Raw genomic sequence first — 12,714 nt, 5'->3', positions numbered from 1 at the left:
AGTCCAGCTGACGCGGCCTGCCTGACGTACCGCAATGACTGATTTTACGACTGCTTCGCAGCCGAACGCAGCCTCGCAGGCTCGGCAGCTGCTACAAAGGGTGTCGCGGCTGAAATTGCTTAACTGACTGGCATTACCGCAAGCCCCCCTTTTTTTTTGCAGGAGCATAAAAAAGGCCGCATGAAAACCCGTGGGTTCTCATGCGGCCTTTTTTGTGGCGAGGGAGCTTGCTCCCGCTGGCCGACGGAGTCGGCCCACTGTCAGCCTGCGCGCTTAAGCCTTGGCTGCCGGACGCTTGTCTTCAATCGTCCACTTGCCACCGTCGTAGTACGCTTTCCAGCCAGTCGGCTTACCGTCAACCTCGGTCTGCACGTACTGCTCCTTGGTCTTGCGACTGTAACGAATCACAGCCGGAAGGCCATCCGGGTCTTTCTTCGGCGCTTCGCAGAGGAAGTGATACTTCGGGTCGATCTCATCCTTGTGCGGGATGATTTCGAGCACCAGCGGAGCACGAGTCTCGCGGTTTTTCGGGAACTGGCTGGCCGCCAGGAACAGACCGGAAGCACCGTCGCGCAGAATGTAGGTGTCGTTGACCTTTTCGCACTTCAGCTCCGGCATCTTCACCGGATCCATCTTCGGCGGCGCCGCATCACCACTCTTCAGCAGTTTGCGGGTGTTCTTGCAGGTCGCATTGGTGCAACCGAAGAACTTGCCGAAACGGCCCGTCTTGAGCTGCATCTCGCTGCCACACTTGTCGCATTCCAGGCTCGGACCTTCATAGCCCTTGATGCGATAGGTGCCCTCTTCGATTTCGTAACCATCGCAATCCGGGTTGTTACCGCAGATGTGCAACTTGCGCTTCTCATCGAGCAGGTAGGCATCCATCGCCGTGCTGCAGATCGGGCAGCGATGCTTGCCACGCAGTACCAGCGACTCCGACTCACCCTCGTCGTCCGCGGCAATTTCATCGCCCGGCACCAGGTTGACGGTGGCCTTGCAACGCTCTTTCGGCGGCAGGCTGTAGCCCGAGCAACCGAGGAACACGCCGGTCGACGCGGTACGAATCTGCATCGGACGGCCGCAGGTCGTGCACGGAATATCCGTCATCACCGGTTGGTTGGCGCGCATGCCGTTTTCCGGGCTTTCGGCCACTTCGAGTTTTTTCTTGAAGTCGCCGTAGAACTCGTCGAGCACGTTTTTCCAGTCGCGTTCGCCCTGGGCCACGTCATCGAGATGCTCTTCCATGCCTGCAGTAAAGCCGTAGTCCATCAGGTTCGAGAAGCTCTCGGCCAGGCGCTCGGTGACGATGTCACCCATCTTTTCCGAGTAGAAACGACGGTTGTGCAGCGCAACGTAGCCGCGATCCTGGATGGTCGAAATGATCGCCGCGTAGGTCGAAGGACGACCGATGCCGCGCTTTTCCATTTCCTTGACCAGGCTGGCTTCCGAGTAACGCGCCGGCGGCTTGGTGAAGTGCTGGGTCGGATCAAGCTTGATCAGCTTCATCGCGTCGCCCTGGGCCATGTCCGGCAATACGTCGTCGTCGCCCGGCTTGGCGATTTGCGGCATGACGCGGGTGTAACCGTCGAACTTCAGGATGCGGCCCTTGGCACGCAGCTCGAAGTCGCCGGCACCGACGGTGACCGTGGTCGACAGGTATTGCGCCGGCAGCATCTGGCAAGCGAGGAACTGGCGCCAGATCAGCTCGTAGAGGCGCTCAGCGTCGCGCTCCATGCCCGACAGCTTGCTTGGCTCGGTATTGGCGTCGGAGGGACGAATCGCTTCGTGAGCCTCTTGCGCGCCTTCCTTGCTGCTGTAGACGTTCGGGGTTTCCGGCAGGTACTTCTTGCCGAACTCGCCTTCAATATAAGTACGCGCCATCGCCACGGCATCAACCGAGAGGTTGGTCGAGTCGGTACGCATGTAAGTGATGTAGCCGGCTTCGTACAAACGCTGGGCCATCATCATGGTTTTCTTCACACCGAAGCCCAGGCGGTTGCTTGCAGCCTGTTGCAGGGTGGAGGTGATGAACGGTGCCGACGGCTTGCTACTGGTCGGCTTGTCTTCGCGCTTGACGATGCTGTAGCTGGAAGCCTTGAGCTTCTCCAGCGCGGCCATGGCCTGAGCTTCGTTGAGCGGCTTGAAGGCTTCGCCTTTCTCGCGGGCCACGTCGAAACGCACGGTCGCGCCTTTTGCGGTGCCGAGGTCGGCGTGCACTTCCCAGTACTCTTCCGGGATGAACGCGCGGATTTCACGCTCGCGCTCAACCACCAGCTTCACGGCAACCGACTGCACGCGACCGGCGGACAGACCACGAGCGATCTTGGCCCACAGCAATGGCGAAACCATGTAACCGACAACACGGTCGAGGAAACGACGCGCCTGCTGGGCGTTGACGCGATCGATATCCAGCTCGCCCGGCTGGGAGAAGGCTTCCTGGATCGCCTTCTTGGTGATTTCGTTGAACACCACGCGCTTGTAGCGGCTGTCGTCACCACCGATGGCTTCGCGCAGGTGCCAGGCAATGGCTTCCCCCTCGCGGTCCAAGTCGGTTGCGAGATAGATGGTGTCAGCATCCTTGGCGAGCCGGCGCAGCTCTTCGATGACTTTTTCCTTGCCCGGGAGGATCTCGTACTTGGCTTTCCAGCCATGATCCGGATCGACACCCATGCGCGCGACCAGCTGCTTGCGCGCTTTTTCTTTCGGCGACAGTGCCGGCGCTTCACCCGCAGCAGCCTTGCCGCGCTTGGCGGCTGGCTCTTTGCTGGCGCTAGCCGAACCGCTGGTGGGCAGGTCTCGGATATGGCCGATACTCGACTTCACCACGTATTCGTTGCCCAAATACTTGTTGATGGTCTTGGCCTTAGCCGGGGATTCCACAATGACCAGCGATTTGCCCATGGATCAGAAAATTCCTGAATTCGAGAAGTGAAAGGCGGTTGGCGCCTGACGCGGCACCGCTATATATAGTGGCAACAAGGTGAGGTCAAGCGCAGGGTTCTGCGCGCACTCAGCTTATGGCTTGGTAAAAACACTTGGTTCGGCTTGCACCAAAGCAAAGCGTGGCACCTGTTCGCCGTCAACTTCGACCGACTCCAGGAACATGCTCAGGGGACGCACCCAAAAGCCGTAATCGCCATACAGGGCTTGGTAGAAGACCACTTCTTCTTCGGTTTCCGAATGCCGCGCAACACTGAATACGCGGTACTGCGGACCTTTGTAATGTTGGTAGAGCCCAGGTTGTATCGGCATGCTTTGGCCCTCACTCAAATGTTTTCAAAATAAAAACAAAAATAAATCCGGAAAAACAAAAACCGGGGCACTTGGCCCCGGCTTCCATCAACGAGACGCTTAAACGCGTTCGAAGACGGTGGAGATGCCTTGGCCGAGACCAATGCACATGGTGGCTACCCCGAAGGTACCGCCATTCTGCTTCATCACATTGAGCAACGTGCCGGAGATTCGCGCACCGGAGCAACCGAACGGGTGGCCCAGGGCGATCGCGCCGCCGTGCAGGTTAACCTTCTCGTTCATCTTGTCGAGCACTTTCAGATCTTTCAGCACTGGCAGGGCCTGTGCGGCGAAAGCTTCGTTGAGCTCGAAGAAGTCGATGTCAGAGATGCCCAGACCCGCGCGCTTCAGTGCTTTTTGTGTGGCCGGTACTGGACCATAGCCCATGATTGCCGGATCCACACCTGCCACTGCCATCGAGCGAATCACCGCCATAGGCTGGATGCCCAGGTCCTGTGCACGCTGTGCCGACATCACGATCATGCACGAGGCACCATCGGTGATCTGCGACGAAGTACCGGCGGTCACGGTACCACCCTTCGGATTGAACGCCGGCTTCAGAGCCGCCAGGCTTTCCAGAGTGGTTTCCGGACGAATGGTTTCGTCGTAGTCGAAGGTTTTCAGGAAACCGTTCTCGTCGTAACCCTGCATCGGGATGATTTCGTCTTTGAACTTGCCTTCCACGGTCGCCTTGTGGGCGAGTTGGTGGGAGCGTACGCCGAAAGCATCCTGCTGCTCGCGGGTGATGCCGTGCATTTTGCCCAGCATTTCCGCGGTCAGGCCCATCATGCCCGAGGCTTTCGCCGCATACAGCGACATGTGCGGGTTCGGATCGACACCGTGCATCATGCTCACGTGGCCCATATGCTCGACGCCACCAACGACGAAGACGTCACCGTTGCCGGTCATGATCGCTTGCGCAGCAGTGTGCAGAGCGCTCATGGACGAGCCACACAGACGGCTGACGGTCTGGCCGGCCGACGTGTGCGGGATCTGGGTCATCAGCGACGCCATGCGTGCGATGTTCCAGCCCTGCTCCAGGGTCTGGTTTACACAGCCCCAGATCACGTCTTCGACTTCGTTCGGGTCGACCTTGACGTTGCGTTCCAGCAATTTGCTGATCAGGTGCGCCGACATGTCTTCGGCGCGGGTGTTGCGGTGCATGCCGCCCTTGGAGCGGCCCATCGGAGTACGACCGAAGTCGACAATCACGACGTCTCTAGGATTCAAGCTCATAAGTTCACTCTCACTCTAGTTGGGGGCGCTTAACCGAAGAAGCTCTGGCCGTTCTTGGCCATTTCACGCAGCTTCGCGGTCGGGTGGTACAGCGCGCCCAAATCAGCGTACTGGTCAGCCAGGGCAACGAACTCCGCAACACCGATCGAATCGATGTAGCGCAGCGCACCGCCACGGAATGGAGGGAAACCAATACCGTAGACCAGACCCATGTCGGCTTCGGCAGCAGTTTCGACGATGCCGTCTTCCAGGCAACGCACGGTTTCCAGGCACAGCGGGATCATCATCCAGTTGATGATGTCTTCGTCAGTGACTTCGCGCTGTTCAAAGATGATTGGCTTGAGCACTTCCAGTACCGACGGGTCGGCGACTTTTTTCTGCTTGCCCTTCTTGTCGGTCTCGTAGGCGTAGAAGCCCTTGCCGTTCTTCTGCCCCAGGCGCTTGGCTTCGTAGAGCACGTCGACGGCCGAACGACGGTCGTCTTTCATGCGGTCCGGGAAGCCTTCAGCCATCACGTCACGACCGTGGTGACCGGTGTCGATGCCGACCACGTCCATCAGGTAGGCCGGGCCCATTGGCCAGCCGAATTTTTCCATGATCTTGTCGATACGGACGAAGTCCACACCGGCGCTGACCAGTTTGGCGAAACCGCCGAAGTACGGGAACAGGACGCGGTTGACCAGGAAGCCCGGGCAGTCGTTGACGACGATCGGGTTCTTGCCCATTTTCTTGGCGTAGGCAACAGTTGTCGCTACGGCCAGCTCGCTGGACTTCTCGCCACGGATCACTTCCACCAGCGGCATCATGTGCACCGGGTTGAAGAAGTGCATGCCGACGAAGTTTTCCGGACGCTTGAGGGCCTTGGCCAGCAAGGTGATGGAAATGGTCGAGGTGTTGGACGCGAGGATGGTGTCCTCTTTGACCTGGTCTTCAACTTCTGCCAGTACGGCTTGCTTGACCTTCGGGTTCTCGACGACTGCTTCCACCACCAGGTCCACGTGACCGAAGTCACCGTAGGACAAGGTAGGACGAATGCCGTTGAGCACTTCAGCCATTTTCGCAGCAGTCATGCGGCCTTTATCAACGCGGCCAACCAGCAGTTTGGCGGCTTCGGCCAGACCCTGCTCGATACCGTGCTCGTTAATGTCCTTCATCAGGATCGGCGTGCCTTTGGAAGCCGACTGATAGGCGATACCGCCGCCCATGATACCGGCGCCGAGTACGGCAGCCTGCTTCACGTCCTTGGCGATTTCGTCGTAGGCCTTGGCCTTTTTCTTCAGTTCCTGATCGTTCAGGAACAGACCGACCAGGCTCTGTGCAGCCGAAGTCTTGGCCAGCTTGACGAAACCGGCCGCTTCAATTTCCAGCGCCTTGTCGCGACCGAAGTTCGCAGCTTTCTGGATGGTCTTGATCGCTTCAACCGGCGCCGGGTAGTTCGGGCCGGCCTGGCCTGCCACGAAACCTTTGGCGGTTTCGAAAGCCATCATTTGTTCGATGGCGTTCAGCTTCAGCTTTTCCAGCTTCGGCTGGCGCTTGGCCTTGTAGTCGAACTCGCCGGAGATGGCGCGCTTGATCAGTTCCAGCGCGGCGTCTTGCAGCTTCTCCGGAGCAACCACTGCGTCGACAGCACCGACTTTCAGCGCGTCTTCAGGACGGTTTTCCTTGCCGGCGGCAATCCACTCGATGGCGTTGTCTGCGCCGATCAGGCGCGGCAGACGAACAGTACCGCCGAAGCCCGGGTAGATGCCCAGCTTGACTTCCGGCAGACCGATCTTGGCCTTGGTGGACATGACGCGGTAGTCCGCGGCCAGGCACATTTCCAGACCGCCACCCAATGCAATGCCGTTGATCGCGGCTACAGTCGGGACGTTGAGGTCTTCGAAATCGCTGAAAATCTTGTTGGCTTCGAGGTTGCCAGCAACAAGTTCTGCATCCGGCAGCTTGAAGTTGTCGACAAATTCGGTGATGTCGGCGCCGACGATGAACACGTCCTTGCCACTGCTGACGATCACGCCCTTGATCGAAGCATCTGCCTTGATGGTGTCTACGGCCTGACGCAGTTCGTTCAGGGTTAGACGGTTGAACTTGTTGACGGACTCACCCTTGAGGTCGAACTTCAGTTCGACGATGCCACTTTCAAGAGCCTTAACCGTGATGGCTTTACCTTCGTAAATCATCAACTGATCTCCACGATATGGAAGCTGAACAGTACACGCCGGACGCAGGCGAATGGCTTGGCAGGACGTTAAACGTCGATGCTACGCCGATTCACCCGACACACCCGCCAACGCGATAGTCGGGATTCTGTAGGAGCGGTCTGAAATACAAACGCTCAATTCATACGCCCGTTTGATTTGGGTACGTCACCTTCACGGAATTTCCGACAATTGTCAATCGCCCGAAACACGGGTTGAAACGCGACTTTCCGGTCATATCCGTACTGCGAAGACCTTCAACACGCTTAAGCATGCGAGGTCATTCATAGGATCAATTGTTAGAAAAGTCGCCCTAATTCGCTGCAGCCCGTGTTTAACAAGCTACGCTGGCGGGACCAAGGGGAAAATTGTGAACGCTTTTGGCGAATGCCCAGCGCAAGATCAGCCAACACCGATTTACCGGCCTGCCTGGCCAACCCGCCCGATGATTTTGTCGGGCTTTTTATTGCAAACTCACGAATGCCTCCCCCTGTAGGAGCTGGCTTGCCAGCGAAGGCGATGGTTCGCTCAACATCGTCGTTGAATGTGAAATGGTCTTCGCTGGCAAGCCAGCTCCTACAAGGCCATGGTTTCAGGCGAGGGCTTTGAGGGTGGCGTCGATCTGTTGCAAAACCTCGGCTTCGCCCCTCTCGCCCCAATACAAGGCGATCATTTGCTTGTCGGCCTCAACCTTGTAGACATTGCCTGGCAATTTTTCGAAATGATTGAGCAGCGCCCGATCCTCACAGATTTCCTGCCATTGATTCACCCAGGCACCCGGTGATTTTTGCCAGTAACACCAGCACGCTGGCTGACTGCCACGTCGCGGGCGATGGTACTGGGCGCAGGGGCTCGGCGGTTCCTGGCTTAGCCAATGCGGCCACTCCTGAGGCGCCAGTTGCATGGACAGGCCGATGCGTCGGGCCTCCATTCGCAGGGCTATGCGTCCACTCTGGGCACGCGAAGGGCGCAACCATGTCAGCGGGCTGAGCACCACCAGCAGGATTGACACCACTATCCAGACCGTCATATCTGTACTCCCGATTCTTGATGAGCCCATTGTGTCACTTTGGAACCAATGCGCTTGAAACCAGCCATACTTACCAATATTGCAATCCTCAGGAGGAGCACCTCATGCCCTACAACCATATTCTGGTCGCTGTAGATCTGACCGAAGAGTGCGACCCTGTCATCCACCGCGCTCGCGAGCTGTCATTGAGCAACGGCGCGAAATTGTCGCTGGTGCACATTGTCGAACCGATGGCGATGGCCTTCGGTGGCGACGTGCCGATGGACCTGTCACAACTGCAACAGCAGCAGTTCGATCAGGCCAAGGAACGCCTTGACCGGTTGATCCTCAAGTATCCTGAGCTCTCCAGGGAATACAGCCACCTGACCTACGGCCAGCCTCGCCAGGAAATTCACCACCTGGCCAAGGAGCAAACCTGCGACCTGATCGTGGTGGGCAGCCATGGCCGGCATGGCCTGGCACTGCTGCTGGGTTCCACCGCCAACGACGTGCTGCATGGCGCGCCTTGCGATGTGCTGGCGGTGCGCCTGCAAAACAAATCCTGACGCTACACATTCCCTGTGGGAGCGGGCTTGCTCGCGAATGAGGTGTGACATTCGACATATTCGTTGAATGTTGAACCGCTTTCGCGAGCAAGCCCGCTCCCACAGTGGATCTGCAACAGCCCGCAGATTGCATTGCATATGAAAAGCCCGGCGCTCATCACTGAACGCCGGGCTTTTTTTATTGCGGGATCAATCAGGCATCCAGTTCGGCCCAACGCTCGACCATCACGTCGAGTTCAGCCTGCAACTGCGCCAGTTGAGCGATCACTGCAGCCGTCTCGGCAGCCGGGCGCAGGTAGAAACCCGCGTCGGCCATCTGCGCTTCAACGGCGGCAATCTGCTGTTCCATGGCTTCGATCTGCCCCGGCAACGCTTCCAGTTCGCGCTGCAATTTGTAGCTGAGCTTCTTCTTCGCCACTGGCGCTTCGACAGCCGCCACTGGCGCCGGCTCGGCCTTCACCACTGCAGAGTTCAGGTCGGCCTTGCCGGACTTGCTCTCGGTCACGCCCAGCAGGCGCGGCGAGCCGCCCTGACGCAGCCAGTCCTGATAGCCACCGACGTACTCGCGAACCTTGCCTTCACCTTCGAAGACCAGGGTGCTGGTAACCACGTTGTCGAGGAATGCCCGGTCGTGGCTGACCATCAGTACGGTGCCATTGAAGGTCAGCAAGACCTCTTCGAGCAATTCCAGGGTTTCGACGTCGAGGTCGTTGGTCGGTTCGTCGAGTACCAGCAGGTTCGCCGGCTTGCTGAACAGCTTGGCCAGCAACAGACGGGCACGCTCACCACCGGACAGCGCCTTGACCGGCGTGCGGGCACGCTGCGGGCTGAACAGGAAGTCGCCGAGGTAGCTCAGCACGTGGCGGCTCTGGCCGTCGATATCGATGAAGTCGCGACCTTCGGCCACGTTGTCGATCACAGTCTTTTCCAGATCCAGCTGATGGCGCAACTGGTCGAAGTAGGCAACATCGATCCTGGTACCCTCTTCCACCTTGCCGCTGGTTGGCTGCAAGCCGCTGAGCATCAGCTTCAGCAGCGTGGTCTTGCCGGTACCGTTGGCGCCGAGCAGACCGATACGGTCGCCGCGCTGCAGCACCATGGAGAAATCCTTGATCAGGAACGGACCGCCCGGGTGAGCGAAGCTCACGTTATCAAGAACCATTACCTGCTTGCCGGACTTGTCGGCGGTTTCCAGCTGGATGTTGGCCTTGCCAGTGCGCTCACGACGCTCGCTGCGCTCGACGCGCAGGGCTTTGAGCGCACGTACGCGACCTTCGTTACGGGTACGACGGGCCTTGATGCCCTGACGAATCCACACTTCTTCCTGGGCCAGACGCTTGTCGAACAGTGCGTTGGCAGTGGCTTCGGCAGCGAGTTCAGCTTCCTTGTGCACGAGGAAACTGGCGTAGTCGCCGTTCCAGTCGATCAGGCCACCGCGATCCAGTTCGAGGATGCGGGTTGCCAGGTTCTGCAGGAAAGAACGGTCGTGCGTGATAAACAGCACGGCGCCCTGGAAATCCTTCAGCGCTTCTTCAAGCCAGGCGATGGCACCGATGTCCAGGTGGTTGGTCGGTTCGTCGAGCAGCAGCAGGTCCGGCTCGGATACCAGGGCCTGGGCCAGCAGGACGCGACGACGCCAGCCGCCGGACAATTCGGCGAGGGTCTTGTCGGCCGGCAATTGCAGGCGACTCAAGGTGCTGTCGACGAGGGTCTGCAAACGCCAGCCATCGCGGGCTTCGAGGTCGTGCTGGACGTGCATCAGTTTGTCCAGGTCGGCGTCGGTGACGCAGTTCTGGCTCAGGTGGTGATATTCGGCGAGCAGCGCACCGACGCCGTCGAGGCCTTCGGCCACCACGTCGAACACTGTCCGCTCGTCGGCCACCGGCAATTCTTGCGGTAATTCGCCGATCTTGAGTCCTGGTGCGCGCCAAACGGAGCCGTCATCGGGCTTCTGGTCGCCCTTGACGAGCTTCATCATGCTGGACTTGCCAGTGCCGTTGCGGCCGATGATGCACACCCGCTCACCACGGGCGATCTGCCAGGACACCTTGTCCAACAACGGCATAGCGCCGAAAGCAAGGGACACATCGCTGAATTTGAGCAGGGTCATGAGCTTCTCCAAAAACCGGGCGCGCATTCTACCTGACTTGAGGCTTCAGAAGGCCGGCAATTTCACTCTCGTAGCACTCTGCATGACAAATGTTGCGAACTGATGCGGGAAGACCCGCAAAGCTTTCGCCGGCTGCTGGCAAAAGGCTAAGCTACAGACAATTCAGTGCGGGCCTGACCCGCACTTGTCATGTTTTCTCTGCCTGGACGTCTCATGCGCAGTCGCCTTTTCAATCTTTTGTCCTGCTTTTTACTTTCAGCCGCAGCGTTTCAATCCGCCCAGGCGGTGGACCTGTCCACCCAACGCCAATATTACGATGAAGCCAAGCGCGCCTTGGCCAAGGGTGATACCGGCCCGTATTTCCGTTACAGCCAGGCCCTCGCCGATTATCCGCTGGAACCCTACCTGGCTTACGACGAGCTGACCGCACGGCTTAAAACCGCGAGCAACGCCGAAATCGAGAAATTCCTCGCCGAACACGGCGACCTGCCCCAGGCCAACTGGATGAAGCTGCGCTGGTTGCGCTGGCTGGCGGATCGGGGTGACTGGGCGACTTTCGTCAAGTATTACGACCCGAAAATGAACTTCACCGAACTGGACTGCCTGAATGCGCAGTACCAGCTCAGCCACAACCTCAAGGCCGAAGGTAACGCTAACGCGGAGAAACTCTGGCTGACCGGCAAATCCCAGCCTGACGCCTGCGACACCCTGTTCGGCATGTGGGCTGCCGAAGGCCAGTTGACCGAGCAAAAACGCTGGGAGCGCGCCAAACTCGCCGCCCAGGCGCGCAACTACCCGCTGGCCAACAGCCTGGTCAACGGCTTGACCACCCTCGCCCCGCGCGGTCGCTTGCTGGTGGACGTTGCGCAGAAACCGGAACTGCTCAACCAGCCGTCGCGTTTCACCCCGGCCGATGAAGCCATGTCCGACGTGGTCAGCCTCGGCCTGCGCCGCCTGGCTCGCCAGGACCCGGACAAGGCCATGGACCTGCTCGATGGTTACGCCAACAGCATGCACTTCTCCCGGGATGAAAAAGTGGCGATCGCCCGGGAAATCGGCCTGACCCTCGCACGACGTTTCGACAGTCGCGCACTGGATGTCATGACCAAATACGACCCCGAGCTGCGCGACAACACGGTTTCCGAATGGCGCTTGCGCCTGCTCCTGCGCCTGGCGCGCTGGGACGATGCCTATCAATTGACCCGCCGCCTGCCCCAGGACCTGGCCACCACCAACCGCTGGCGCTACTGGCAGGCCCGCAGCCTGGAACTGGCGCAACCACAGAATCCGGAAGCGCAGACGCTCTATAAAAACCTGGCCCGCGAACGCGACTTCTATGGTTTCCTCGCCGCCGATCGCTCGCAGTCGCCCTACTCGCTGCTCAACAAACCGCTGGTGCTCAGCCAGGCCACCATCAACAAGGTGCGCAACACCCCCGGCGTGCGCCGCGCCCTGGAACTGCACGCCCGCGGGCAGATCGTCGATGGCCGTCGCGAGTGGTACTACGTCAGCCGTCATTTCAGCCGCGACGAAATGGTCGCCCAGGCCAAACTGGCCTACGACCTGAAATGGTACTTCCCGGCGATCCGCACCATCAGTCAGGCGCAGTATTGGGATGACCTGGATATCCGCTTCCCGATGGCTCACCGCGAGACTCTGGTCCGTGAAGCGAAGATCCGCGGCCTGCATCCGAGCTGGGCGTTCGCCATCACCCGCCAGGAAAGTGCGTTCATGGACGACGCCCGTTCCGGTGTCGGCGCCTCGGGCCTGATGCAACTGATGCCCGCCACCGCCAAGGAAACCGCACGCAAGTTCAGCATTCCCTATAGCTCACCACAGCAACTGTTCGAGCCGGACAAGAACATCCAGCTCGGTGCCGCTTACCTGGGCCAGGTGCACAGCCAGTTCAACGGCAACCGCGTCCTTGCCTCCGCCGCCTACAACGCCGGCCCGGGTCGCGTCCGCCAATGGCTGCGCGGTGCCGACCACCTGAGTTTCGACGTGTGGGTGGAAAGCATTCCGTTCGACGAAACCCGTCAGTACGTGCAAAACGTGTTGTCGTACTCGGTGATCTACGGCCAGAAGCTCAATTCACCACAGCCGATCGTGGATTGGCATGAGCGGTTTTTCGACGACCAATGATTCAGACAAGCCCGCATCGCGGGCTAATGCCGATCAGACAAGCGGTAATGCGATCTGTAGCAGCTGCCGAGCCCGCGAGGCTGCGTTCGGCTGCGAAGCAGTCGTAAAATCAGTAATCGCGCTACGTCAGGCAGGCCACGTCAGCTGGACTCACGACTGCTTCGC

Annotated in this window: 8 protein-coding genes; 2 read left to right on the top strand and 6 right to left on the bottom strand. The window is 59.3% G+C overall.

Annotated elements, in window-relative coordinates; translation table 11 throughout:
- Positions 1 to 273: 273 nt before the first annotated feature.
- From topA to AC07XF_RS28210, 5 genes are all read right to left on the bottom strand, one after another.
- Positions 274 to 2,901, bottom strand: a complete 2,628-nt coding sequence (gene topA, locus AC07XF_RS28230; RefSeq protein ID WP_495029136.1) for a type I DNA topoisomerase — start codon at positions 2,899 to 2,901, stop codon at positions 274 to 276.
- 114 nt (positions 2,902 to 3,015) lie between these two features.
- Entirely contained in the window at positions 3,016 to 3,252 is a 237-nt protein-coding gene (locus AC07XF_RS28225) for a DUF1653 domain-containing protein (RefSeq protein ID WP_495029135.1), read from the bottom strand.
- 99 nt (positions 3,253 to 3,351) lie between these two features.
- Positions 3,352 to 4,527, bottom strand: coding sequence for an acetyl-CoA C-acyltransferase FadA (gene fadA, locus AC07XF_RS28220; RefSeq protein ID WP_007986361.1), 1,176 nt, complete (start codon positions 4,525 to 4,527; stop codon positions 3,352 to 3,354).
- 29 nt (positions 4,528 to 4,556) lie between these two features.
- On the bottom strand, positions 4,557 to 6,704 hold the full coding sequence (gene fadB, locus AC07XF_RS28215) for a fatty acid oxidation complex subunit alpha FadB (protein ID WP_495029134.1): 2,148 nt from the start codon (positions 6,702 to 6,704) through the stop codon (positions 4,557 to 4,559).
- A gap of 610 nt (positions 6,705 to 7,314) precedes the next feature.
- Complete coding sequence (locus tag AC07XF_RS28210) at positions 7,315 to 7,752, bottom strand: hypothetical protein (protein ID WP_495029133.1); 438 nt, start codon at positions 7,750 to 7,752, stop codon at positions 7,315 to 7,317.
- 104 nt (positions 7,753 to 7,856) lie between these two features.
- On the opposite strand from AC07XF_RS28210, the gene AC07XF_RS28205 reads away from it, so the two are divergent.
- Positions 7,857 to 8,297, top strand: a complete 441-nt coding sequence (locus tag AC07XF_RS28205; protein ID WP_495029132.1) for a universal stress protein — start codon at positions 7,857 to 7,859, stop codon at positions 8,295 to 8,297.
- A 193-nt stretch (positions 8,298 to 8,490) separates the two neighbouring features.
- Here the strand turns inward: AC07XF_RS28205 and AC07XF_RS28200 are convergent, their stop codons facing one another.
- The gene (locus tag AC07XF_RS28200) at positions 8,491 to 10,407 is read right to left on the bottom strand and encodes an ATP-binding cassette domain-containing protein (RefSeq protein WP_495029131.1); all 1,917 of its coding nucleotides are present in this window, start codon (positions 10,405 to 10,407) and stop codon (positions 8,491 to 8,493) included.
- Positions 10,408 to 10,620: 213 nt separating this feature from the next.
- Here AC07XF_RS28200 and AC07XF_RS28195 point away from each other — a divergent pair, with 213 nt between their 5' ends.
- Positions 10,621 to 12,549, top strand: a complete 1,929-nt coding sequence (locus tag AC07XF_RS28195) for a transglycosylase SLT domain-containing protein (RefSeq protein WP_495029130.1) — start codon at positions 10,621 to 10,623, stop codon at positions 12,547 to 12,549.
- Positions 12,550 to 12,714 lie beyond the last annotated feature (165 nt).

The organism is Pseudomonas sp. GW821-FHT01C01 (genome assembly GCF_059422645.1).
Note: the sequence above shows the minus strand (reverse complement) of the source record. Positions and strands in the feature narration are given on the sequence as shown.